A 23,759-nucleotide genomic window follows, 5' to 3' on the forward strand; every position below is an offset into this window, starting at 1 on the left:
GGTGAGATCTTTGCTGGAGTGCTAATTTCGAAGGATGAAGGGGGTCCTGCCGGTGCAGTCTTTAGTGCGCCACCTGCGGCAGCTGCACAGCTTTGGCCCCGCCAACAATGACTATCTCTCGGCGTGGCGGGTGGCCATCAGCGTGGCCGTCCCCTCCCTCGTCCTGCTGCTCCTTGGCCGGCCCGAGCTCACCATCTATGCCGTGTTCGGCGCGCTCACCGGCATGTACGGCCGCTCCGAGCCGCACCAGCTCCGGCTCACACATCAGCTGCAGGCGGCACTGGTTCTGCTGTCCGGCGTGACCGTTGGCGTGGTCCTGTCGGTCAACGGCCTGCACTCCTGGTGGCTCGTGGGCATCGAAGCCCTGCTGGCCGGCGCGGGGTCTGTCTATTCCGACAAAGTGCGGCTGCGGCCCAACGGCCCCTTCTTCGGGATCCTCGCCCTGGGCGCCTGCGCATCCGTTCCCACCGCCGTGCCCTGGTATGCTGCGCTGCTCATTGCTGCCGGTTCCGCCGCTTTCTCCCTGCTCGTGGGATTCGGCGGCTGGGTCCGCGGCAGGGCCTGGCATCCCGGCGCGGTCCGTCCTGCAGTCCGCCTCCACGGAACCTTCCGGCGCCACGCCGCAATCCACGCGGCCCGCTACGTGCTGGCCGTCGGGGCCGCCGGCACCGTTGGCGTCCTGACCGGAAGCGGCCACCCGCACTGGGCGATGGCCGCCGCCGCGGTACCACTCGCCGGCGCGGACCTGCCCAGCAGTGTCCACCGCGGCATCCACAGAATCATGGGGACGTTCCTCGGGCTGGTGCTGGTCGCCGTCGTACTTCTGCCGGGCCCCTGGGCCCCGCTGCACTTTTTCCCGGGAGCGGAGGCCGCGGTGCTGGCACTACTGGTGATCGTCTTCCAGTTCGGCACCGAACTCTTCATGACCCGGCACTACGGGCTGGCGATGGTCTGGTTCACTCCGGTCATCCTGCTGATGACCCAACTCGCGGCGCCGGCGGACCCGCAGGTGCTCATTGTCGAACGCGCCGTTGAAACCGTGGTGGGGGCCGGCACCGGAATTCTGGTGGTGGTGCTTATCCGCTCGCGGCGGAACCGGCGCCAGGCTCCTGCGGCCGGCGCGGCGGTCCGGCCGTAAACCTGTCCGGCACCACGCGGACGACGGCGGCCAGCACCTTGTAGCGCTTGGTCGGGATGGAAACAGCCTTCCCCCGCTCATTGTCCGCCAGTGCTTCGCGGACCACACGGCCTGGCCGCAACCAGGTCCAGCCTGGGGCCACGGATTTGTCCATGCCCATCCGGTCGTGGAACTCGGTGTGGACAAAGCCGGGGCAGACGGCGGTCACCTTCACGCCGCGGGGCGAGTAGGCGAGGTTCGCCCAGCGGCTGAAGCTGAGCAGCCACGCCTTCGCCGCCGAGTAGGAGCCGCGGGGCAGGAAGGCCGCCACGCTGGCCACGTTGATGATGCGGCCGGAACCGCGCGCCAGCATGCCCTGAAGGGCGGCGTGGCAGAGTTCCATGGACGTCTCCACGTGCAGCTTCAGGTGCTTCTTCTCGTCCTCGATCGAGTTCTCGTCGAAGTTGTGCAGCAGCCCGATTCCGGCGTTGTTCACCAGTACGTCCACCGGCCGTGCGGGGTCGGAAAGGCGCCCGACGACGGCGGCCACGCCGCCGTCGTCGGTCAGGTCCGCGGTCAGCACCTCAGCCGTTGTTCCGTACCGCCGCTGCAGCTCCTCCGCGGTGGCCTGCAGCCGTGCCGTGTCGCGGGCCACGAGCACGAGGTTGTTCCCCTGTTCGCCAAGCTGGCGGGCGAATTCTGCACCCAGTCCCGCGGTGGCGCCGGTGACGAGGGCGGTGGGTCTGGCGGTGTTGGGCGTCATGGCAACAGCCTAAGCCCGCGGCACGCTGAAAACAGCCCCGCGGCACCGCTGAGATCAGCCCCGCCGGGCGGCCGAGTTCAGGCGAAGTTGGCCAGCGGATTCGCGAGCCTTCCCGCCTTCTGCAGGCCACCGGACGGGTCGGCAAGATCGAGCATCTGCTGGTTGTTGCGCAGCTGCAGCCGGTTCAGGCAGGACAGCTCGAAGTCCGGGGCAAACAGATCATGGCGGACAAACTGATCCGCCAGTTCCGGGTGCTCACCCTGGTAGTCGCGAACCGCCGCCGCCGCCGTGCGCCAGAACTCCTCGCCGCTGAGCACGCCGTCTTCCTCCAGAAGGGCCGCAAGGAAACGGAAGATACAGTCGAACACATCGGTGAAGATGGACAAGACCTTGTCCCCGTCAGGAATGTCCACCTTGATCCGGGACACCGCTTCGGGCAGGTCAAGCCTGTCCCCCATCACCACAATCTCCTCGGCGATGTCCTTCATGACGGCGCGGACCGGCACGCCGTTCTCAAGGACCAGGATCACGTTTTCGCCGTGGGGCATGAACGCGAGCTCGTAGCGGTACAGGCAGTGCACCAGCGGCACGAGGTACGCCTCGAAGTACTGCCGCAGCCACGCGGCAGGCTCCAGCCCCGACTGCTCGATCAGCGCGGACACCATGGGTTTGCCGGCGGCGTCAACGTGCAGGAGCGAGGCCATGGTGGCCAGCTGCTGCCCGTCCTTGAGCAGCGGCAGCGGGCTCTCCCGCCACAGCGCGGACAGCATCTTGCGGTAGGGCGATCCCTTCGCAGCGGCTGCCTCGTAATAGCCGTTGTGATAACCAATGGCCGCCACTTCGCGGATCATGGCGAGCCCCCGGCCCTGGAGCGCCCCGTCACCGGCGATCAGGTCCTGGAGCCAGTCATTGATCGCCGGCGTGGCCTTCATGTACTGCGGCGACAGCCCGCGCATGAACCCCATGTTGAGGACCGACATGGCTGTCTTCACGTACGTCTTCTCCGGCGCCGCGGTGTTGAAAAACGTGCGGATGGACTGCTGCGCCTGATAGCTGTCGGCCCCGATCCCGAGGTGGACGATGCGCCGTTGCGCGATCTCGGCCGCGAATGTGACCGTCAGCTTGTTCTCCCACTGCCACGGATGCACCGGCATCAGGAAGTACTCGGCCGGGTCGAGGCCCAGGGCACCGAGCTCGGCGTCGAAGAACACCAAAGCGCCCGTCCCCAGTTCGGCTTCAAGGTGGGCGGTGTAACTCAGGCCTACACTGGAGGTGAAGACCGCTTTGCCGCGGTGCACCGCGATCCACTCCAGCTGCACCGGGGCTCCGGCCTCGGGGGCGAAGGCACAGTAGTCACCGATTCCGAAGCCCAACCGGCCGTTGTTGGCCACAAAGCACGGATGCCCCTCGGTCATGCTGCGTTCAATCGCCTGGAAGTCCGTGGCTGCATCCGCGCCGCGGGTCACGCCGGCCGCCAGTTCGGCCGACGACGGTTGGCCCACCCATTGCTTGAACGCATGGCTGGAGAGCGTGCTGCTGATCTCCTCAAGGTAGACCGGGAGCATCTCCTGGCGGATGCCGAGGGTGCCGGAGAACTCGGTGATGAAGCGCAGCGCGTCCAGCGGGGCGTCCTCGCCGTTGCGGCTGCAGGTGATGGAGGAAGCGTCGATGGACCAGTGGTCCAGCTGCAGGACCCGGGCCGAGAAGCGGTATTCAGCGGTGCTGTCATCGCTCCGGACCCGGTACCCGCCGGCACAGTTGCTCTCATTGTCACCCACCGGCTCCGGAACCAGGATCCGCTCATGTGAGAACTCGGAGAGCGCCTTGCGGACCAGGTGCCTGTTGGCAGCAGCCCAGCGTTCGGGTGTGAGGTGGGCTGCCGCGTTGCCTGCGGTCAGGGCAGATTCGAATTCAAGGGTGGTCACAGTGATGCTCCCTGGGTTGGCTGGCGTTCGGGGGTAGAAGAACGGGCGGAGTGGAACGACTCGCGCGTGCAGAAGCTCAGGAGGGCCTGCTTGTCCGGAAGGGTCACCTCGCCGGCGGGCTCGAAGCCCAGCCGCGCGTTGAGGACGTGGATCTTGGTGTTGCGGGCGTCGGGCTCCACCACCACGCGCTCCACGCCGGGCTTTTGGAAGAGCCGGTCCAGGACGGTCTCCATGACGCCGGCAGTGAACCCGTTGCGCGGCGTCCCCTGCGGCGGAGCCACCAGCAGGTGCATGCCGATGTCGCCGGGCTGGACGGTGTAGACGTCCGAGAGCGGCGATGACTCCGGCAGGTACTCCTCCATCAGGAAGGCGGGGACGCCGTCGTCGATCCCCAGCAGTGCGTGGTGATGTCCGCTGGACTGGATTTTGGAATACTCCTCCACGACGTCCTCGACTGTCGCGTTCAGCATCCCCCAGAAGGAGGCGTACCGGCGGGTGACCCAGCTGTGGATGAGTGGGGCGTCGGCAGCCGCGTCGACGCAGCGGAACGTGAAGCTCAAGCGGGCACCTCGATGTTCGTAGATACTGCAGCGGGTGCGCCGAACTCCTGGAAAGCGATGCTGCGCTCCACCGGATAGACCTCGCGGCCCAGGATTTCCCCGAGGATGCACGAGTTGCGGTAGGCGGCCATGCCGAGGTCCGGTGTGACGAAACCGTGGGTGTGGAGTTCCGCGTTCTGCACGAAGATTTCGCCGGGTTCGACGCCGGTGCTGTAGTTGCGCTGCACGGCGAACCTTCCTGCGCCGTCCCGGGCAATGCGCTCCTGCACGCCGGCCAGGAACGCCGGCTCACGGTACGCGTATCCGGTGGCCAGGACCACCGCCTCCGTCTCCAGGGAGTAGTCCGTGCCCTGCTCCCCGTGGGCCAGCTCCAGGGAGTGGGAGCCGGCGGAGGCATTCCAGCCGGCACCTGTCACGGTCGAATGCGTGAGCAGCCGGGTATCCACCATGCCCGAGAGGCTCTTGGTGTACAGGAGGTCGTAGATCGAATCGATGAGCTCGGAGTTGATGCCCTTGTAGAGGTTCTTCTGGTTCTTGATGAGCGAGTCGCGCCGCTCCTGCGGGAGCCCGTGGAAGTAGTCAACGTACTCCGGCGAGGTCATCTCCAGCGTGAGCTTGGTGTATTCCAGCGGAAAGAACCTGCCCGAGCGCGTGACCCAGTTGAGCTGGTACCCGTGCACGTCGATGTCCTGCAGCAGTTCGTAGTAGATCTCCGCCGCGCTCTGCCCGCTGCCCACGATGGTGATGCTGCGCCGCTGCTGGAGTTCGCTCTTGCGTGCCAGGTAGTCCGCGTTGTGGAGAACCGTTCCCCCGGACCCCAGGATCTCGCGGCACGCGTCCGGGATGTAGGGCGATGTTCCTGTACCGAGCACCAGCCGGCGCGCACGAATCACCTCCGGCCCGGCCGGGCCGTCCACCGAAAGCGTGTACACGCCGCCGTCGTACGTCACCTCGGTGACGTGCGTGCCAAACCGGACCGAAGGCAGCTGCCCGGCAACCCACTGGCAGTACTGGTTGTACTCCGCCCGCAGGGGGTAGAAGTTTTCACGGATGTAGAAGCGGTAGAGGCGCCCGGTCTGCTTGAGGAAGTTCAGGAATGAGTATGGTGACGTCGGATCCGCCAGCGTCACGAGGTCCGCCATGAACGGTACCTGCAGGTGGGCCGGCTCCAGCATCATGCCGGGATGCCAGTCGAAGGATTCGCGGCGCTCGAGGAACACGCCGTCGAGGCCTTCAATGGGTTCACTCAGGGCCGCGAGCCCAAGGTTGAAGGGCCCGACGCCGATCCCGGCGAAGTCGTAAACGCGGGCTTTGTTTGAGGTGCTGGATGCAGGGGTGCTGAATGACGGCGTGCTCATGCGGGGGCCTCGGTCTTTGCCTCGGAGCCGGCACCCGGGAGACCGGCTGCGAGCAGGCTTTCGCCGGAGCTTCGAAGCAGGCCGATGATCTCGCCGATGTCCTCGAGAGTCGCCTCGGCGTTGAGGAGCGTGAACTTCAGGTAGTGCCGTCCTGCCACCTTCGTGCCCGCCACGACAGCCTGGCCGGACGCGAACACTGCGGAGCGGATAGCCGGATTCAGCTCATCGGCCGCGTCCTCCGAAAGCCGTGTGCCGTCTGCCAGGACCGGACGGTACCGAAAGACCAGCGTGCTCAGCTGTGGTTCGGCCGCCAACTCGAAGTCATTGTCTGCCGCGAGTACCGAGCCCACCCGGGAAGCCAGGTCGATGGCTTCGTCGAGCAGTGCGCCCACGGCGGCGGCACCCATGATCCGGAGCGTCAGCCACAGCTTGAGGGCGTCGAACCGGCGCGTGGTCTGGATGCTCTTGTCCACCTGGTTGGGGATCTCGGCGCGGGCAGCGGTTTCCGGGTTGAGGTAGTCGGCGTAGTAGGTGACGTGGCGCAGCATTGCACCCTCGCGGACCAGCAGTGCGCTGGAACTGACCGGCTGGAAGAAGGTCTTGTGGAAGTCCACCGTGACGGAGTCCGCCAGCCGGATGCCGTCCAGGAGATGGCGGTGGCGGTTGGAGACCATGAGCCCGCCGCCGTACGCGGCGTCAACGTGGAACCATGCGCCGTAGGCTCCGGCCAGGGCGGCGAGGTCAGTCAGCGGATCCACGGCGCCGAAGTCGGTGGTCCCGGCCGTACCCACAACCGCCATGGGAACCAGGCCGTCGTCGTGGGCCGTGGCCAGCGCGCTGGCCAAAGTAGCCGGATCCATCCGGTGGTCCGCCGTGCAGGCGACGGATACGACGGCGTCGAACCCCAGTCCCAGCATGGAGGCCGACTTCTGGATGCTGAAGTGGCTGTCCACTGACGTGAAGATCCGCAGCTTCTCGAGCAGCAGCGGGAGACGCAGCCCCTCGTTGGCCGGGTCCTGCCGCAGCCGGGCCACCGCATGGTTGCGGGCGATGAGCAGCGCCTGCAGGTTGGACTGGCTGCCGCCGGACGTGAACACGCCGTCGGCCTCGTTTCCCAGCCCGAGCCGCTCTGCCGACCAGTCGATGAGGCGGCGCTCGATCATGGTGGCGCCGGCGCTTTGGTCCCACGTGTCCATCGACGAGTTCACCGCCGAGAGCACTGCCTCCCCCACCAGGGCGGGAATGACCACCGGGCAGTTCAGGTGCGCGGCGTACTTCGCATCATGGAAGTACACGGCGTCGCGCAGGTAGGTGTGCTGCAGCTCCTCGAGGGCAGCCGCGGTATCCGGCAGCGGCTGCTCCAGGTCTACGGCGTCCACGCGGCGCTTCATCTCGGCCGGGCCGACGCCGGTGAACGGCTGCGAGGTCCGCTCGAGTTTGGTGGCCACGGCGTTGACGCCCTGTAGCACCTGGGCCACGTAGCGCGGCGCATTCCGGGCATTGAACAGCTGGTTGCTGGCGGCGAGGGCGAGTTCCACACCGGACCCGAAGTCCAGGCTGGAAGCAGCCGGGCCGGCGTCTTGGGCGTAGGGGTTTCGAGCCTCAACTCCGGTTCCGGCATCGAAGTCCGTGCGTGGCTCTTCCACGTCGGGCAGCAGCGTCATAGTCATCCTTCTATCGGTGGGATAAGCACCAAGTACCAGCAATGGGCACCAAGCAAGGACAGCCTTACTTAGGTAAGCCTTTTAGTCAAACTTCCGTGATGTAATTTCTGCGGGCCACCCGAATCCGGGGGTTCTTCTTCGTTATCAGGGGTCATTGACTTTCCCGACGCGGCCGAACGGCACATAATGCCCAGCCGGGAGAGCGCGGGCCGCCGGGGCGGTCGCCACCGGGGACAGGGCAGGACGGGCGGAGTAGAGTTTCTGGCACGAGGCGTAGACCGCAGCAGGAAGCAGGGGGGCATGTCCGGCAGTGAGCATGATCCGATAAATTTTCGGGAAGTCGATCCACAGGGAAACCCCACCGGATACGGGCGCTTGACGCCTTCCGGTGACGGCCGCCTCGGCCCTTCAGCGGCGGGCCAGGGCAGGCAAGAATTTGGGCAGCCGGGCCTCGGGCCGGGACAACCGGGCGCGGGGTATCAAGGCGCCGGCCCGACCGCTTCCGGGCCAGCGGGTTTCGCACCCTACGAGGCGGCGGACATCGGGCAGCGGAGCCGACTGGCCGTGAACCCGTTCATCGCGGGGTTGTGGGTTCTCGTGGCGATCCTGCTGGTGTCGCCGTTCGGGGTCTTCACGCTCGCGCAGGAATCATTGAATTCAGGCACCGAGCCGCAGGTCATGCCCGTCAGCTACATGTGGATCACGTTCGCGCCGCAGATCCTTTTCGCCGGGCTCCTCGGGGCCCTCGGCCTGCTTTTCTGGCACGCGGCGCAATGGCAACGGACGCATTGGCTACGGAACGGCGCAAGGTAACCCCCGCCGTCGTAATCCCCACCCAGCGCGAACGCACCCAGCGCGAACGGACACGTGGGCTCCCGCGCCTACCCGGCGGGGACCTCGCTCGCCACGGGGGCGGCCGCAGCAATGGTGCCCGGAACAACGGCGGCCGGGTGGGACGGGCCAAGGTGGCGCAGCCGGAGCTCGTCGGTGACCTGGAGATACCAGAAGCGCGCACCGAAAGCAGGGCTGGGAGTGTCCAAGTGCCGGTACAGCCCGTCCGCCAGCCGGGCCAACCCTGCATCCGGAATCGAGGCGAGCGTTGCACCGGGGTCCACGGCATCGTTCAGGCATCCGTCCAGAAGACGGCATAGTTCTTCGTCCGTCATGGGACCGGCGGCTATGTCTTCAGGAATAGTTTCTTCGTTCATCGCCGCGTCAGTCATCGCCCCGGCCCGCGCAGTTGTGGTTCAAGGAAGTCCCCAAAATAGAGAGTCTGAAGGCCAACTGCATAGCCCTGCCCGATCGTACGGAAATGTCCCGGCAGTCACAAGTACCGCGGTTAACGGCCCGTGGGGATCCTACGTGCGGGGACGCTTCAGGTACCCAAAAGCTTGGGCGCGGCCGCCTCAGGCCAGTCGATGCACTGCGTGTACACCTCGTGCTTGCGCAGGTAACGGGCCGTAAACGGGCAGTGCGGGATGATCCTCTTGCCCGCCGCCACAACATCGTCTAGGGCAAAGTGGATCAGCACCTTGGCCAGGCCATGGCCCTGGAACTGCTCGGACGTCTGGGTGTGGATGAAGTCCACGTGCCCAGGCTTGTCTTCGAACCTGACTTCCACCGCCAGCTTCCCGCCCACGTGCAGTTCGTAGCGGTGGAGCGCATCGTTCCGGAAGGTGGTGACGTCCGGGGTGAACTGGTCCTCGGCGGCTGTCGTGTTCTCGGTCATGGTTTGACATTGGCACTTAATGGCTGTGCTGGCAATGGTCGAATTCCGCGTGCGGGAACGCGCCCCAGCAACAGCACGGCCAGAAGGAAGCAGGCGGCACCGCCGCCCAGGAGCCCCAGCGTCAGGCCATTAACGGCGGCGTCAGCCACCGGGACAAAAACGACGACGACGGCGGTCACCACAGCCCCCGGCGCCCGGCCCCGTGAGTGCATGGCCGGCGTCGGCCGTTCCTCAAGCCGACCGAACAGGAGAACCGCCGGCAGCAGGAGGAGGAGCACTCCGAGGAAGACGAGCGGGCGTGACCACCACCATTCCGCGCTGCCCGAGGCGGGCTTAGGAAAGTCGGTCAGCAGGAGCAGCCCGGTCATGGCAGCCAGCAGCGGCAGGTGCCAAAGGTAGACCGTCATGGCATGCCGGCCGACGACGGCCATCACGGTGCGGATCCAGCGCACGCCGGCGAGGGCGAACAGCTGCGGCCGGGAAAGCTGCAGCACCGCCGCCTGCGAGATGCCCAGCAGGAACAGGCTGAGGTTGGGCGGATTCAGGTTCACCAGCATGTTGTCCCGGTACAGGCCCAGCACCACCAAAATGAGCATCAGCACGTTGCTCGCGGCGACCAGCCCTGCCAGCTCCGACCTGCTGCACCGGTCCAGCCAGCCGTCCGCCATAAAGAACCCGAGTTGCTGCACGGCGCACCACACGAACACCATGTTGATGTACGCGAGCGTCGGGAAAGCCCCACGGAAGCAGTCAACCGTCACCACGAGCGCCACCAGGCCCAGCAGAGTCAGCCACGGGGCACGCCGGTGCAGTCCCACCAGGAGCGGAATATTCAGCTGGGCCGCCAGATAGGCCGCGAGGAACCACAGCGGCATGCCGGCCCCGCTGGCCAGCAGCTGCACCACCTGCGGATCCACGCCGGCCAGCAGCGCGCCCCACAGGCCGACGAACATGACCGCCAGCAGTGCTGCCGCCGGACGGACCAGTCGCAGCAGCCGGGACTGGACGAACTCAAAGCCGCTGCCGCCGCGCGCCTGCATGCGCCGCCAGGACTGCGCCCCGGTGATGCCTCCTGCCACGAAGAACAGCGGCATCACCATGAAGACCCAGATGACCGGCTCGAACCAGTCCTGCTCGGCCAGGGTGTTTTCCGTGGTGACGGTGCCGTCGGGGTGCAGCACCGGGCTGGTCATCATGCAGTGCCCCACCACCACCAGGGCGAGGCAGACTAAGCGCGCGAAATCGATGGCCAGGTCCCGGGCGGGCTCGGCAATGTCCGTCCCCGCCGCCGGCTCCGTGGAATTCTTCATGGCGCCCCACCACTGGAACTCGCTTACGTCGTTGTAGTTTCCATTGTGCGCCAACTTGGCCCTCATGTGAGGTCTGGAGTTTTGTCCACATATCGGCCGCTAAAGGCCCCCCCAAGTCGCGATACGTGGACGAAAACTCCCGTCAGCGGCTGAGGACCGCCAGCGTTCCGGCGCTGAAGTCCTTCGCGGCGGCGTTCCACCGGGCCAGCAGCCCCTGCAGGTTTTCGCCGTCGGCCCGGTGCACGGGAAGCTGTTCCTCGAGCGCGGCGAGGACGCCGGTGCGGAGTTCGGTGTTGAAGTTGACCTTGCCCACGTTCATGGCCGGGGCCTTGGCCAGTTCGTCCCCCGGAATGCCGGACGCGCCGTGGAGCACCAGCGGGATGTGCGTGCGCACGGCGATGTCCTGCAGGACATCCCAGCGCAGCCGGGGCTCGCCCTTGTACTTTCCGTGGACGTTGCCCACGGCCACGGCGAGCAGCTGCGCGCCCGTCCGAGCCACAAAGTCCTCCACCTGGGCGGAGTCGGTGAGCCCGGCAACCTCGTTGCCCGCGCCGTCGCCCTCCGCGCCGTCGCCCTCTGCGCCGAAGGCCTTGTCCTCGTCGCCGGCCAGGCCGCCCAGTTCAGCCTCCAGGACCACGCCGGCGTGACCCTGGGCCTCGAGCGCGGACCGCACTGCATTCACCAAGGCGATGTTGTCTTCGTACGGCAGGGCCGAGCCGTCTGCCAGGACGGAGTCCGCCCCGGCTGCGACGGCGGCGGTGATGACGCCGATGTCTGAGGCGTGGTCGAGCTGCACGGCAACCGGCACGGACGCGGCGTCTGCCAGGCCCCGGAGCGCACAGATGAGCCTCAGTCCGTTGGCCGTTGCGGCGGTCTTGGGCGCTACCAGCAGGATGACGCCGAGTTTCGCTTCCTCCGCAGCGCTCACCACGGCAAGGGCCGTGGTGAAGTCGTAGCAGGTGAAAGCCGGCACGGCCGACCCCCGCTTGAGGGCGGATACCACCAGCTCATCGAGCTGCGCCCGCATCAGCCTTCCCCGGCGGTGCGCTTGGTGGGGGCAACCACCTTGATGACGGCGGAGTCGTCGGCGGCGGCGAGCCCGTGCGCCTGGCCCAGCAGGTACAGCTGCTCGGCGGCGGCGGCAACGGGGGTCGCCAGGCCAGCACTGCGCGTGGCCTTGCCCACGATGCCCATGTCCTTGACGAAGATGTCCAGGCGGCTGAGTACCTCGGCGCCTTCCTCCGTGTAGGCCTCCAGGATGCGGGGTCCGCGGTTGGACAGCATGAAGGAGCCCGCGGCACCGGCCTCGAGGGCGGCCAGGGTCTTCGCCTGGTCCAGGCCCAGGGCGTCGGCCAGCGCCATGGCCTCGGCGGCCGCAGCGATGTGGATGCCGCACAGCAGCTGGTTGACGGTCTTCAGCGCCTGCCCGTCACCGGGCTTGTCGCCGACGACGGTCAGCGTGGAGGCGAGCAGTTCCAGGACTGGACGTGCCCCTTCCAGGGCAGCGGGCTCGGCTCCGACGACGATCAGCAGGTCGCCTTCGCCGGCACGCTTGGGGCCGCCGGAGAGAGGCGCATCCACGAGCCCGACGCCGAACTCTGCCAGGCGGGCGACGGTGGACGGGATGGCCTCCGTGCCCACGGTGCTGGTCAGGATGACGACGGCACCCGGCTTCAGCACCGAGGCCACGCCGTTCCCGCCGAACAGGACGTCGTCGAGCTGTTCACTGTTGCGCACGGCGAGCAGCAGGGCGTCGGTGTCCTGGGCTGCGTCCCGGGCGGAAGCGAAGGTCTTAACGCCGGATTCCTCGGCGAGGCGCAGGCGCGGTTCGGCGATGTCGAAGCCGTGGACGGTCAGCTGACTGGCGAGACGGGTAGCCATGGGCAGTCCCATGGCGCCCAGTCCGAGGACGGTGACTGTGTAATTCGAGGTCATGGTGTTCTCCGTTATGTGCGAGGTGTGGGATCGGTGATTGAGCTCGTCGAAATCGCGGTCTCGGCAAGCTCGACCAACGGATGCTAGAACGTGTTGCTGAGCTTGCTTGTGACCTGGGCGAGCGACTCGTCGTCACCGACGTTGCCGGCAAAAACGATGTACGGGATCCCCTTGGCCGGGCCGTCAACCGGCTCCCACAGGCTCACGATGCCAGGCAGCATGGGCCCGCGGACGATCGCATGCCGGATCTCCAGACCGTGCGCCGCCACATCCGAAGACGTGATGCCGCCCTTGGCGATGACAAACCGCGGCGGGAAGGTTTTCAGCGTCCGGTTCACCACGGCGACGACGGCGGCGGAGACGGTGCGCGCGATCCGCAGGCTTTCAGCCGGGTCGTCGGTCTTGATCAGCAGGCGGCTCGTGTGGACAATGACGTCGCCGCCGCGCAGCGCCTCAACGACACTGTCCACCGTCTGGTCGAGGTACGCGGCTGCCTCCTCACCGAGGAGCCTTTCGACGTCGATCTCCACAATGCGCGCACTGCCGTGCCGGTCCGTGAGCACCTTGAGCTGCCGGGTGGTCACGCCCACGTGGGAGCCGACGACGATCAGGCCGCCGGCTTCGGATGGGGTGTTGCCCGCGTACGCTTCCTCGCCGCTGAGTTCAGGCCTGATGTCCTGGCCGATCCGGGCCCGCATGAACGGCGGGCCAACCCGGTACAGCAGCTTCTTGCCGCGGCGCTCGGCCTCCTCCAGACCTAGGGCCAGGGCGCGCATGTCGTTTTCCGTGACAATGTCCACCACGATGGGCGTGGACTGCGTGGCCGGCTCGATCGCGTCAGCGATTGCCTTGGCCGACACCTCAGCCTGCCCGGTGGCGGAACCGGCGCGGATGATGTTCAGGTCCAGCACGATCACAGAGTCTGCGGCGAACCGCCCCTGCGACTTCTCTTCCACGTACCGGGCCATCTCGGAATTGGCGAAGCCGAAGGTGACGTCCTTCGCGAATTCGGTCTCCGCAACAGGCGTCAGCTGGCCGGCCTCCGGCCCGCGCGTGTAGTGCACACCGCCTATGGTGACGCGGCCGGCGTCGGGAAATGCCGGAACCATCACGACGCCGTCCGTTGAGTCGCCGCTTTCGGCTGCCACCGTCGCAGCAATGACGTCCGGTTCCAGGGGGAAGTGTCCGCGGAGGGTCGAGTCGCTGCGGCTCACGAAGCCGAGCTTTACCTCGCCTTCGCCGTTGCGGGCAGCAGCGAGGGCGTTGCGCACCACTTCTTCATTGCGCTCAGCCGCTTCTGCCGGGTCAAGACTGCGGGTGTTCGTCAGCACGTAGACGGCTGGCTTACCCTGATGCAGAGCCCACTGGAAGTCCTCGACTTCCCAGCGGGTGAGCACAGGAAGATCCGCCACCGACTGCGTGCCGGTGGGATCGTCGTCGAGCACCACGAGGACGCGCGGGGACGTGGCAGCCGTCGCCGCGACAGCGTCGGCCACCTGGCTGGCAGGGATCTGGAGCTCGGCGGGAAAGGCGGCCAGAACGTCTGATTCGAGGGGCACTGTGCACTCCGTTGTGTCGAGACTGTCTTGGGGGTCATTTGTCAGATGTCAGACATCTGGTGTTTGGTGCTAGTGTGGCATAACGCACAGCCCGTGCGCAAGTACACTTTGCAGGTACCCCGGCTAAAAGGCCATAGACGCTGAACGGAAGAAATGGCACGCAAATCATTGGTGGGCGTCGTCGCCGACGAACTCCTTGACCGCATCATCTCCGGCGAGTTTCCGCCGGGCAGCAGCGTGCCAGGAGAACTGGAACTCAGCGCACGGCACGACGTCAGCCGGATGACAGTGCGGGAGGCGATGAAGACCCTCGAGGCGCAGCGCATCCTTAGCGTGGAACGGGGCCGCGGCACGTTCGTGAACCCCCTGAACCGCTGGTCGTCTCTCGAGGCAGTGCTGCGGGCCACCTCCGAGGGGCAGAACGGCCCGGCCGCCGCCATTCAGCTGATCGAGTTGCGCCGGATGCTGGAAACGGGTGCCTGCGAGCTCGCTGCACAGCGCATTACCGAAGCGGAGCTTGAAGGCCTTCGGGACTGCGTGGCGGACATGCGGAAGGCCCACCAGAACAATGATGTGGCGAGCTTTGTTGCCGCCGACCTGGCTTTCCATGACCAGATACTGCAGGCGTCTGAAAACGTCTTTGTGGCCGTCCTCTTTGAACCGCTGCACCGCGTTCTCGAAAAGGGACGGACCGAAACCTCGAAGGTGCCGGATATCCAGGAGCATGCGATCGGGCACCACCAGAGCATCTACGAGGCTCTGGCTGCCCGCGATCCACAGCAGGCACGCGATGCCATGGACGCCCACATGCAGCAGACCCTCAGCGACCTCAGAAGCTACGTGCTGGAAACCTAGTCCCCGGGCGCCGCGTCCGATACTCTGCAGGAACGGCCCGCAGCCGGGTATCGATGGCGATCACGAGGAGCGAAGTTGTCTAATAACACCTACAGCATTTCTGAAATTGTCGGAACCTCGACTGAAGGCATCGATGCGGCCGTCCGCAACGGCATTTCCGACGCCGCAAAGACGCTGCGCAACCTGGACTGGTTCGAAGTCAAGGAGGTCCGCGGCCACCTCGAGAACGGCCAAGTGGCGGACTGGCAGGTCACCCTCAAGCTCGGGTTCCGCCTGGAGCGGGACTGACATAGCAATACCCGGTTTCACCGGGCGTAGCGAACCAGTAATGCGGCGCCGGCTGAGGTTCAGCCGGCGCCGCATCACTTGCCTAATCCTGGCCGGTTGCTCGCCGGCGCCACACTGTCGGAATCCCCTGGAACGCGGGAAATACCTGCCCTTCAAAGAAAGCATGCGCCTCGTCCGGCGAGTCGGCAGGGGCCCACATTCCCGACGCCGGGCAGTGGGTTCCGGTCGAAGCGGAAGGTGTCTGGCGTTCCCGAAGCAGTGCGATGCGTTTCATCGTTGAATGTCATCCTTGGGGTCTGAGGGCTGGTAGGAGTTCCTCCTCCAAGGCTATGAAACGGACCACACCGGCCCAATGTGCGAGTGAATAGAATCAGCCCCTCGGGCTGGGCAACAGCACAGGAAGCGGCCACGAGCCGGGTTGCCGGCAGCGGCGGGCAGCACCGGCCGCCCAGGCAGCCGTCAGGGGCCGTTCGAGTTCCGCCTCACTTCCGCCTTGGCCGCCGTGTCCGGCGGGCCGGAAGCGGCCTTTCCCTCCGTCGTCGTACTTCCAGCCCCGCTGCCAGCGGCAGTGCCCGCGCCGAGGCTGCCCAGCAGCGTGAGTGCATCCGCGGACGGGGAGCCGGGCCGGGCCGAATAGACCCGTAGCATCTGGTCGGCGTCGTCCGGAAGGACAAGATTTTCAAAGTTCAGTTCCAGGTCGCCCACGGCGGGGTGATGGAGCCGCACGACGCCTGACGAGCGGGTGCCCACCCGGTGGCCCGCCCACCATTGACGGAAATGCTCACTGTGCACGGCAAGCTCCCCCACCAGCTGGTTGGCCTGCGCATCGTTGGGATGCCGCCCCACGTCCACCCGCAGCGCCCCGGCAGCCTCCGCCGCCACGCTTTTCCAGTCCCGGAAGAGCTCACGGGCCCGCAAATCGAGGATGAGCCAGCGCGTCAGGTTCCGCTTCCCGGGCGGCAGCTCGGGGAAGTCCGCGAACAGCAGGAAGGCCATGCGGTTACCCGCCAGGACGTCCGTGCGGCGTCCCAGGACCAGCGCAGGCACGTCACCCACTGCCTCCAGCAGCTGGTGCAGTGCGGGCCGGACCGCCTGGACCGGAAGCGGGGCCCGCGCCGATTCTGCGCAGTGTTCCATGAGGTTCATCATGTGGGCCTGCTCTCCGGCGTCGAGCCTGAGTGCGCGCGCCACCGAATCCAGCACCGCCCGCGACGGGTGGATATTACGGCCCTGTTCCAGCCGGGTGTAGTAGTCCGTGCTGACACCTGCCAGGCGGGCGATTTCCTCCCGCCGCAGCCCCGGGACCCGCCTGGCACCGGCGCCGTCCGTGATGCCGGCTTCTTCCGGTTTCAGCCGGGACCGCATTGCTTTGAGGAATTTGCCGAACTCGGCGCTCTGACCCATGAATTCCATTCTGCCCGTCCCTAGGGCGCAGTTTCTACAACGAAGGTAGGACTGGCAATCCTAGGAAAAACAGGGACAGCCACAGCTGCTGACTCGTGAGCTCGGGATGCATAGGCTCGTATGGAGCCAGCCCCTGATGCAAGGAGAATTCACATGTCCCAGACCCCGGAATCCGCCATCCACGCCTCCGGGCAGGGTCCCGCGCCGCAAGGCTTGGAGATCCCGCACCTCACCCTCAACAACGGTGTCTCCATCCCCCAGCTGGGATTCGGCGTGTTCCAGGTGCCGCCCGAGGAGACCCAGCGCATTGTCGAGGATGCCCTCGAAGCCGGATATCGCCACATCGACACCGCAGCGGCGTACCGGAATGAGGCGGGAGTGGGCGCAGCCATTGCCGCCTCCGGGATACCCCGCGAGGAACTCTTCATCACCACCAAGTTGCGCAACGGCGAGCAGGGCAACGCACAGGAGGCGTTCCAGAACAGCAGGAAGGCCCTCGGGCTGGACTTCATTGACCTCTACCTGATCCACTGGCCGGTGCCGTCGCAGGGTCTCTATGCCGAGGCGTGGAAGGAACTGGAAAAGATTTACGCCACCGGCGAGGCACGCGCCATCGGCGTTTCGAATTTCCTGGAGGAGCACCTGGACACGGTCCTGGCAGGCGCCGGGGTGGTTCCGGCCGTTAACCAGTTCGAACTGCACCCCACATTCCAGCAGGCCCCGCTCGCTGCCAAGAGCCGGTCCCACGGAATCGCGGTGGAAGCCTATAGCCCGCTGGGGCAGGGCGCGGACCTGGACGCGGCTGCCGTCACCGGCCTTGCCGAGGACCGCGGGGCCACCCCAGCGCAGATTGTCCTCGCGTGGCACCTGGCCGCCGGTAACATCGTCATCCCCAAGTCCGCCGACTCCTCCCGTATGCGGGAGAATTTGGCGGCAGCGGCGATCCAACTGACCGCCGCGGAAGCGGAGTCAATCAACGCGCTGGAGGCCGGGTCGCGCATCGGCGCGGATCCCGCCGTCGCCGCTTTTTCCCAGCTATAAGCGAAGGACAACCATCCATGCAGTACACGCATCTGGGCCGTTCGGGCCTGAAGGTTTCCCGGCTTTGCCTGGGCACCATGAACTTCGGCCCGCAGACCGACGAATCCGCCGCGCACTCGATCATGGATTCCGCCCACGGGGCGGGCATCAATTTCTTTGACACCGCCAACGTCTATGGCGGAACCGAGCACCGCGGCTGGACCGAGGAAATCATCGGCCGCTGGTTCGCCAAGGGCGGCGAGCGCCGCGAGCGCACCGTGCTCGCCACCAAGCTTTATGGCAGTATGACGGACCGCCCCAACGAGTCCAAGCTTTCCGCCCTGAACATCCGGCGGGCACTCGATGCCAGCCTCAAGCGGCTCCAGACTGATTACATCGACATCTACCAGTTCCATCACGTGGACCGGAACACGCCGTGGGATGAGATCTGGCAAGCCATCGAAGTGGCCGTCCAGCAGGGCAAAATCCTCTACTCGGGCAGCAGCAACTTCGCCGGCTGGCACATAGCGCAGGCGCAGGAAGCCGCCACCCGCCGGAACTACACGGGCCTCATAAGCGAGCAGTCCATCTACAACCTGCTGACCCGGAACGTAGAGCTGGAGGTCATCCCCGCCGCCCAGCAGTACGGCCTGGGCATCATCCCGTGGTCGCCGCTGCACGGCGGGCTCCTGGGCGGGGTACTGAAAAAGGAGCGCGACGGCGTCCGGCGCCTTGAGGGGCGGGCGGCGGAAACACTCAAGAAGCACCACGACCAGATCCGGGAATATGAGGACTTCGCCGAGGAACTGGGCCATGAGCCCGGAGACGTCGCCCTCGCGTGGCTGCTTCACCAGCCGGCTGTCACCGCCCCGATCGTCGGTCCGCGCACGCAGGAACAGCTGGATGCAGCCATCCGGGCCCTGGACGTCCCGCTGAATGAGGATGCGCTCAAGCGCCTCGATGCCATCTTCCCGGGACATCGCACCGCCCCGGAGGACTACGCCTGGTGAGCGGCCCGGCCAATGCTGCGCCCCCGCAGCCGCAGTTTCCGGACGGCTCACGGCTGAAGCTGCTGTTCATCGGTGGAACCGGCGCGATCAGCGCTGCGGCGGTGGCGCGTGCGGCGGAGCTTGGCCACCGGGTCACCGTGCTTAATAGGGGAAGATCGGTGGACCGTCCTACGCCCGCCGGCACGGAGATCCTGCGGGCAGACGTCCGCGATCCCGCAGCAGTCCGGAACGTTCTGGGCGGACGCGAGTTCGACGCCGTCGCGGACTTCATCTCCTTCACTCCAGAGCACGCCGTCGCCGCTGTGGAGCAGTTCCGCGGCCGCACCGGACAGTTCGTGTTCATCAGCTCAGCCTCGGCGTACCAAAAGCCGCCGGCCCGGCTCCCCATCCTGGAATCGACCCCCCTGCGGAATCCCTACTGGCAGTATTCACGGGACAAAATTGCCTGCGAGGATGTCCTGCTGCAGGCGTACCGCGAGGAGGACTTTCCGGTCACGGTGGTGCGGCCGTCTCATACTTACGACCGGACCAAGATCGTGCTGCTGGGAGGCTGGACGGACATCCACCGGATGCGGGCGGGCCTGCCAGTTGTTGTGCATGGCGACGGGGCTTCGCTGTGGACTGTTACGCACAGCAGTGATTTCGCCAAGGCTTTCGTGGGGCTCATGGGCCGCTATCAAGCGGTGGGTGAAAGCTACACCATCACCTCGGACGAGTTCCTCACGTGGGACGCGATCTACCGCCAGTTCGCGCAGGCGGCCGGGGTTGCCGGGCCGGAACTGGTCCATGTGCCATCGGAAACTATCGCGGCCATCGATCCGGTCCGCGGTCCCTGGCTGCTGGGCGACCGGTCGCACTCGGTGGTGTTCGACAATTCCAAGATCAAGGCCCTGGTTCCACAGTTCTCGGCAACCATCCCATTTTCCTTTGGTGCGCGGGAAGTGGTGCAGTGGCACGACTCCTGGCCGGAGCTGCAGGTGGTGGACGACGGGTTCATGGACATGAGCGACAAACTCATCGACTGGGTCCGGCGGCCCTTCTAGGACAACCGACAGCTTCTTACCGGGTTCTTACCGGGCGGGCGGCCGCTGGGGATCCTCCAGCGCCGGCTCGTCAGGCTCGCCGTCCGGGCCGGTGGGTGGCCCCGGGTTGTCCTGGTGGGGAACTTCGGGTTCCTCCTGGGGCGGGTCCTGGTTGGGGTCAAAGGGGAAGCCTTGGGGTGAACCGCTCTCGTTCTGGTCCTGGTCCTCGTTCTGGTCCTGGTCTTCGTTCTGGTCAGTCGGGTTCTGCTCCGGATCTGCGTGCGTCTCGCTCATGGTCTGGATCCTTAGCTGCTGGAAGGGCCAGGATTTCCTCCTGCCGGGCCACTCCAAGGATTACCAGCGGGACCTCGGTTAGTCCAGAGCACGAAGCCCTGCGAGAAGTGGCGGAAGAGTCAGTTCAGCCGAGACCATCAGTTCACCAGTTCGGTGCTGGAGTGCCGGCCGGTCCACTTCCGATAGCCTTGCTCGAGCTCGACGACGTCCCGGCCAAACGAAGCCAGCAGCGCCACAAGCGCCAGGACAACGGCAGCAGCGGTGATTCCACCTGGCAACCCCGGCGTGAGTGCCAGCAGCAAGGCGCAGGGCTGGTAGGCACCTATTACCTTGCGCAGCCTCTTAACGGGCAGAGTTCGTTTCAGTTCAGGCCGGAACCACCCCGCTGCCACGAAGGCGTACCACATGAGTCCGACGGCCAGGACCCAGGGACCGACGATGGGTACTGCCGCGCACGACAGTACGAGGACCAGCGCCGCGTCAGTCTGGACGTCCAGCCGGCCTCCCGCCGGGCTCTCACAGGCAAATCGCCGCGCAACGGCCCCGTCCACCGCATCAAGAAGGAAAGCCGCCGCACCCAGCACCACCACCGCCACGCCGGGCCCGCTTCCGCCCAACAACGCTGGAACCGCTATTGCCGCGCAACACGAAATCAACACAGCGCGAGTCAGGGTAACGCGATCCGCGGCCGTCGTCAGCAGGGGCTTGCGGCTGAGGACAGAGGCCGCGGCATTTCCCACCACCGCCAGTCCGGCACTCATGGCGGCAAGGAAGTACGTCACTTCAGCACCTGCCGCGGTCAGGATCCAGCTGCCGGACACAAGGAAAGCAGCCATGGCAACGGCTACGTCCACCAGAGCACGCCTAGCGAGCAAGACCTGCATATGCCTCCTTGCGCTCATCGTAACAACAGGAGGTCCACGAGCATTCGAGGGCTGACCTCGGAAGATAGCAAGACTAGGACACTCGAGGCAGCAAACGGGGTCTGGGCAAACTGCCGCCGATAGGAAAGACTCTTCCGCATGGCACAAGCACCAGTCATCACGCTGAATGACGGCAACCGGATACCTCAGATCGGCCTTGGCACCTGGCCACTGAACGACCGGGAGGTGAGCGACGCCGTCGTACGGGCTGCGGAAGCCGGGTACCGGCATATCGATACAGCCGTCCGGTACGGGAATGAGACCGGCGTCGGATCCGGGATCCGCGAGAGCGGCCTGGACCGGACGGAGTTTTTCATCACCACCAAGCTGGACGGCGAATTCCAGGGTGGGGATCTGGCTGTGGCAGGCCTCGAAGGCTCGCTCAGGCGGCTCAACCTGGACTATGTGGACTTACTGCTGATCCACTGGCCGCTCCCCCGCCGCGGCGATTTCATCTCCACCTGGAAGACCTTTGAGCGGCTGCAGGGCGAAGGGAAAGTCCGGTCGATCGGCGTATCAAACTTCAAGCCCGCTCATCTTGAAAAGCTCATGTGGGAAACCGACGTGGTGCCGGCCGTCAACCAGATCCAACTCAACCCCTCCATAAACCGCTCCGCGGACTGCGCGTACAACGAGCGGCACGGGATCGCCACAGAATCGTACAGCCCGCTAGGTGCCGGGTCGGGGCTGCTGTCCGCGCCAGTCCTGACACGAATCGCCGGCAAGCATGGCAAAACGGCGAGCCAGGTGGTGTTGCGCTGGCACGTCCAGCAGGGGTTGGTGGCCATCCCCAAGTCCTCCGATCCCCAGCGGATGAAAGAGAACATTGACGTCTTCGACTTCGCCCTGGATGAGGAGGACCTGACTGCCATCAGCACCCTCGATGAAGGCCCCGAGGCAGGGGTAAATTCCGACGTCCAAGGCCACTAGCCCCCGGCACCCGGAGCGCGCTGCCCCTAGCCCCTCACCAGATAGCGACTGGCAAAAAAATAGTAAGCATGATTAGTATTGAGCAGAAGGACGAAGCGTACCCGGCAATCCGGGTAACTCCTCTAGATGAAGAAGGAACGATAAAAGATGGGTTTTTTCGCATTTCTGATTCTTGGCCTCATTGCTGGAGCCATTGCTAAAGCCATCCTCCCCGGCCGGCAGGGCGGCGGCATTTTCATCACGCTTCTGCTCGGTGTGGTTGGCGCAATTCTCGGCGGCTTCATCGGCAGCGCGCTCTTTAATGTCGGTATCAACGAGTTCTTCTCGCTGTCCACCTGGCTGCTGGCGATCGGAGGCGCACTTATCGTGCTGCTCGTTTACGGCATGATCACCAAGCGCACGGCCCGCTAGACAGGGCAGTGCCGGAACCGGCTCCGGGAAAACTCCCGGGGCCGGTTTCCTACCCCAGGCCCTGCCGGGCCGAACCAAATCGTACAGATCCCCCTCAAGAGTAGGAGATCATCATGAAATCCAAACTTCTCTTCGGCGCCGGAATCGCTGCAGGCTACGTACTCGGATCCAGGTCCGGCCGGGCAGCGTACGACAAGCTCAAAGCGCGCGCCGCAGGCATCTGGGACAGCAAGCCGGTCCAGGACAAGGTCACGGCAGCAACCGAAGCCGTCAAGGAAAAGGCTCCTGAAGTTGGCGACCAACTGGCGGAAGCCGCGCGCCGGGCAGGAACCGTGCTCGGCTCGGCCATGCATCGTGATGCACCGAAGCCGGGTGACGCTGGCACCGCTTCTGCCGGCACTGCGTCTGCAGCGGGCACATCCGGAGACAGCGGGCACGTGCCCGCCCACAGCACGCATCCGGAGACCGTCAACCTCGGAACCTCCGATGCTGAATCCGATCCGGCACTAAACGACAGCAAGAGTTAGGACTGGTCCGACAGGGGCGGAGTGACTCCCGCCGGGGCTGCCACGAATGGCAATCCGGACAAGCGGTAGCTTCAGGTTTGCCCGCTTGAGCCTGCACCCTGGGCGGTGTGGGTAAGAACTAAAAATGTCAGAGCCCTCTGACAGTGTCTTCCTATGGAAGCCATCGGGGAAGGCGTGGACGGTATGCCAGGCCGGGCAGCAGTGCCCGGCCTGACTGCTGCCCGGCCGCCTTGCGTGCCCGCTTTCGGGCGACCGGCTTCTGCCGGGTCCGGCACCGCCGCTGCGGACACATCATCGTCCGACGGCGGTGCTGCCGCCCGCTTCGTGGCCTGCAGTGTCCCCGGTCACATCCAAAAATGTCAGACCCTGTTGAGATAGTTTTCCTATGGAAGCCATTGGGGAAGATCGAGCGGATACCGCAGCCGGGACTGGCGTCTCCGGCTTCAGCGCCGCCGCTCTGATCCGCGGCCCCGGGCTTCGCAGCGTTCTCGCCATCGGTTCCGTTTCCAGCGCTCCTATACTTTCCGACGCCCCAATAAAAGACACGTCCGACGGCGTTGCTGCCGCCGGCTTCGCTGCCCCTGGCTCGGCTACCCCCGGGCCGGTATCAGCTGACCTGGCAGCCACTGAGCTGGCGTCGCGAGCGCCGGCGACTCCTGACTTGAAGGCGGCCCTGGCGCTGCTGGACACTGCTATCACTACCGCGCCGGACGAGCTGGCCGGAGCAAACTTCCTTCAGGCGGCTGATTTCGCAGAGCTGACGGAGGAACTGTCCCGCCGCGTCGAGTACCTTCAGCTGCAGGCGGCCGCGGCCGTGGAGCGGACGCGCACGGAGGCGATCACCGCCGCGGAGACGGCCAGCCGCGCGGCCGGCTGGACCACCGGCTGGGGCAAACCGCCCGAAGCCGCCGCGGCACCGCACGCTCAGCTCTCCCGTGCTGCCGTCGACGCCCCCGCCAAGACCCCGGCTGCGGCTTCCATTACGGCCCAGTCGGTTCCAGTCCGCGCGGCGACCACCTGGTCCCCGGCCGATGACGGATCCCGGAACACCGCCGAGTTCCTCCGCACCCGGCTACGGATCAGCTCCTCCGAAGCACGCCGCCGACTCGCCCTCGCCGACGCCACACTCCCCCGCACCGGACTCGCCGGCCGGCC

24 protein-coding genes and 1 pseudogene are annotated in these 23,759 nt (G+C 66.1%); 11 read left to right on the top strand and 14 right to left on the bottom strand.

The annotated features are described in order from the left end of the window. Positions 1–52 precede the first annotated feature (52 nt). Positions 53–1,138: an FUSC family protein gene (locus ACTHQX_RS08890; RefSeq protein ID WP_440174569.1), complete on the top strand. Its 1,086-nt coding sequence runs from the start codon at positions 53–55 to the stop codon at positions 1,136–1,138. On the opposite strand, the gene ACTHQX_RS08895 is transcribed toward ACTHQX_RS08890, so the two are convergent. The 5 genes from ACTHQX_RS08895 to ACTHQX_RS08915 form a co-directional block, all read right to left on the bottom strand. Then, positions 1,077–1,880 (bottom strand): SDR family NAD(P)-dependent oxidoreductase, encoded by an 804-nt coding sequence (locus ACTHQX_RS08895; protein ID WP_236806340.1) that lies wholly within the window; start codon positions 1,878–1,880, stop codon positions 1,077–1,079. The two genes, ACTHQX_RS08890 and ACTHQX_RS08895, sit on opposite strands and share 62 nt — an antisense overlap. Before the next feature lie 77 nt (positions 1,881–1,957). Continuing rightward, positions 1,958–3,805: an IucA/IucC family protein gene (locus ACTHQX_RS08900; protein WP_440156949.1), complete on the bottom strand. Its 1,848-nt coding sequence runs from the start codon at positions 3,803–3,805 to the stop codon at positions 1,958–1,960. Continuing rightward, on the bottom strand, positions 3,802–4,365 hold the full coding sequence (locus tag ACTHQX_RS08905; RefSeq protein WP_236806339.1) for a GNAT family N-acetyltransferase: 564 nt from the start codon (positions 4,363–4,365) through the stop codon (positions 3,802–3,804). Before ACTHQX_RS08905 ends, ACTHQX_RS08900 begins: the two co-directional genes overlap by 4 nt. After that, entirely contained in the window at positions 4,362–5,723 is a 1,362-nt protein-coding gene (locus tag ACTHQX_RS08910) for a lysine N(6)-hydroxylase/L-ornithine N(5)-oxygenase family protein (RefSeq protein ID WP_440156952.1), read from the bottom strand. The genes ACTHQX_RS08905 and ACTHQX_RS08910 overlap by 4 nt, the downstream gene beginning before the upstream one ends. Further along, positions 5,720–7,387: a pyridoxal phosphate-dependent decarboxylase family protein gene (locus tag ACTHQX_RS08915; protein ID WP_440156955.1), complete on the bottom strand. Its 1,668-nt coding sequence runs from the start codon at positions 7,385–7,387 to the stop codon at positions 5,720–5,722. Before ACTHQX_RS08915 ends, ACTHQX_RS08910 begins: the two co-directional genes overlap by 4 nt. A gap of 300 nt (positions 7,388–7,687) precedes the next feature. Here ACTHQX_RS08915 and ACTHQX_RS08920 point away from each other — a divergent pair, with 300 nt between their 5' ends. Beyond that, a complete protein-coding gene (locus tag ACTHQX_RS08920) occupies positions 7,688–8,200 on the top strand; it encodes a hypothetical protein (protein ID WP_440156957.1) in 513 nt (170 codons plus the stop codon). 68 nt (positions 8,201–8,268) lie between these two features. Here the strand turns inward: ACTHQX_RS08920 and ACTHQX_RS08925 are convergent, their stop codons facing one another. From ACTHQX_RS08925 to ACTHQX_RS08950, 6 genes are all read right to left on the bottom strand, one after another. After that, positions 8,269–8,595: a hypothetical protein gene (locus ACTHQX_RS08925; RefSeq protein WP_440156960.1), complete on the bottom strand. Its 327-nt coding sequence runs from the start codon at positions 8,593–8,595 to the stop codon at positions 8,269–8,271. Positions 8,596–8,762: 167 nt separating this feature from the next. Further along, positions 8,763–9,116 carry a GNAT family N-acetyltransferase gene (locus tag ACTHQX_RS08930; RefSeq protein ID WP_236806335.1) on the bottom strand — a complete coding sequence of 118 codons (354 nt, stop codon included), beginning with the start codon at positions 9,114–9,116 and terminating at the stop codon, positions 8,763–8,765. Further along, positions 9,113–10,426 carry an acyltransferase family protein gene (locus ACTHQX_RS08935; protein ID WP_440156984.1) on the bottom strand — a complete coding sequence of 438 codons (1,314 nt, stop codon included), beginning with the start codon at positions 10,424–10,426 and terminating at the stop codon, positions 9,113–9,115. Before ACTHQX_RS08935 ends, ACTHQX_RS08930 begins: the two co-directional genes overlap by 4 nt. A 142-nt stretch (positions 10,427–10,568) precedes the next feature. Continuing rightward, positions 10,569–11,453 (bottom strand): class II fructose-bisphosphate aldolase, encoded by an 885-nt coding sequence (locus tag ACTHQX_RS08940; RefSeq protein WP_440156963.1) that lies wholly within the window; start codon positions 11,451–11,453, stop codon positions 10,569–10,571. After that, the gene (locus tag ACTHQX_RS08945) at positions 11,453–12,361 is read right to left on the bottom strand and encodes an NAD(P)-dependent oxidoreductase (protein ID WP_236806333.1); all 909 of its coding nucleotides are present in this window, start codon (positions 12,359–12,361) and stop codon (positions 11,453–11,455) included. The genes ACTHQX_RS08940 and ACTHQX_RS08945 overlap by 1 nt, the downstream gene beginning before the upstream one ends. A gap of 83 nt (positions 12,362–12,444) precedes the next feature. Continuing rightward, entirely contained in the window at positions 12,445–13,920 is a 1,476-nt protein-coding gene (locus ACTHQX_RS08950) for a four-carbon acid sugar kinase family protein (RefSeq protein ID WP_440156965.1), read from the bottom strand. Positions 13,921–14,073: 153 nt separating this feature from the next. Between ACTHQX_RS08950 and ACTHQX_RS08955 the strand changes: the two genes are divergently transcribed. Beyond that, on the top strand, positions 14,074–14,775 hold the full coding sequence (locus ACTHQX_RS08955; protein WP_236806331.1) for a FadR/GntR family transcriptional regulator: 702 nt from the start codon (positions 14,074–14,076) through the stop codon (positions 14,773–14,775). A gap of 75 nt (positions 14,776–14,850) precedes the next feature. Beyond that, positions 14,851–15,063 carry a dodecin gene (locus tag ACTHQX_RS08960; RefSeq protein ID WP_111903282.1) on the top strand — a complete coding sequence of 71 codons (213 nt, stop codon included), beginning with the start codon at positions 14,851–14,853 and terminating at the stop codon, positions 15,061–15,063. 459 nt (positions 15,064–15,522) lie between these two features. On the opposite strand, the gene ACTHQX_RS08965 is transcribed toward ACTHQX_RS08960, so the two are convergent. After that, positions 15,523–16,467, bottom strand: a complete 945-nt coding sequence (locus tag ACTHQX_RS08965; protein WP_236806330.1) for a helix-turn-helix transcriptional regulator — start codon at positions 16,465–16,467, stop codon at positions 15,523–15,525. Between the two features lie 219 nt (positions 16,468–16,686). On the opposite strand from ACTHQX_RS08965, the gene ACTHQX_RS08970 reads away from it, so the two are divergent. From ACTHQX_RS08970 to ACTHQX_RS08980, 3 genes are read left to right on the top strand one after another with little or no spacing between them, the layout of a single operon-like run. Further along, positions 16,687–17,508, top strand: a complete 822-nt coding sequence (locus ACTHQX_RS08970) for an aldo/keto reductase (protein WP_236808873.1) — start codon at positions 16,687–16,689, stop codon at positions 17,506–17,508. A gap of 17 nt (positions 17,509–17,525) precedes the next feature. Further along, on the top strand, positions 17,526–18,497 hold the full coding sequence (locus ACTHQX_RS08975; RefSeq protein ID WP_236806329.1) for an aldo/keto reductase: 972 nt from the start codon (positions 17,526–17,528) through the stop codon (positions 18,495–18,497). A 53-nt stretch (positions 18,498–18,550) separates the two neighbouring features. Next, positions 18,551–19,540 (top strand): NAD-dependent epimerase/dehydratase family protein, encoded by a 990-nt coding sequence (locus ACTHQX_RS08980; protein ID WP_236808867.1) that lies wholly within the window; start codon positions 18,551–18,553, stop codon positions 19,538–19,540. A 27-nt stretch (positions 19,541–19,567) separates the two neighbouring features. Here the strand turns inward: ACTHQX_RS08980 and ACTHQX_RS08985 are convergent, their stop codons facing one another. Together ACTHQX_RS08985 and ACTHQX_RS08990 are read right to left on the bottom strand one after the other, a co-directional pair. Beyond that, positions 19,568–19,813 carry a hypothetical protein gene (locus ACTHQX_RS08985; RefSeq protein WP_236806328.1) on the bottom strand — a complete coding sequence of 82 codons (246 nt, stop codon included), beginning with the start codon at positions 19,811–19,813 and terminating at the stop codon, positions 19,568–19,570. A gap of 137 nt (positions 19,814–19,950) precedes the next feature. Further along, entirely contained in the window at positions 19,951–20,667 is a 717-nt protein-coding gene (locus ACTHQX_RS08990) for a CDP-alcohol phosphatidyltransferase family protein (protein WP_236806327.1), read from the bottom strand. Between the two features lie 168 nt (positions 20,668–20,835). Between ACTHQX_RS08990 and ACTHQX_RS08995 the strand changes: the two genes are divergently transcribed. From ACTHQX_RS08995 to ACTHQX_RS09010, 4 genes and pseudogenes are all read left to right on the top strand, one after another. Beyond that, positions 20,836–21,666 (top strand): aldo/keto reductase, encoded by an 831-nt coding sequence (locus ACTHQX_RS08995; protein WP_236806326.1) that lies wholly within the window; start codon positions 20,836–20,838, stop codon positions 21,664–21,666. Positions 21,667–21,813: 147 nt separating this feature from the next. Further along, positions 21,814–22,077 (top strand): GlsB/YeaQ/YmgE family stress response membrane protein, encoded by a 264-nt coding sequence (locus ACTHQX_RS09000; protein ID WP_236806325.1) that lies wholly within the window; start codon positions 21,814–21,816, stop codon positions 22,075–22,077. 113 nt (positions 22,078–22,190) lie between these two features. After that, complete coding sequence (locus ACTHQX_RS09005; protein WP_236806324.1) at positions 22,191–22,604, top strand: hypothetical protein; 414 nt, start codon at positions 22,191–22,193, stop codon at positions 22,602–22,604. A gap of 385 nt (positions 22,605–22,989) precedes the next feature. Then, positions 22,990–23,759: pseudogene (locus ACTHQX_RS09010) on the top strand (HNH endonuclease signature motif containing protein); the annotation flags it as partial.

It is taken from the genome of Arthrobacter sp. SAFR-023 (assembly GCF_051965295.1).
GTDB lineage: Bacteria > Actinomycetota > Actinomycetes > Actinomycetales > Micrococcaceae > Arthrobacter.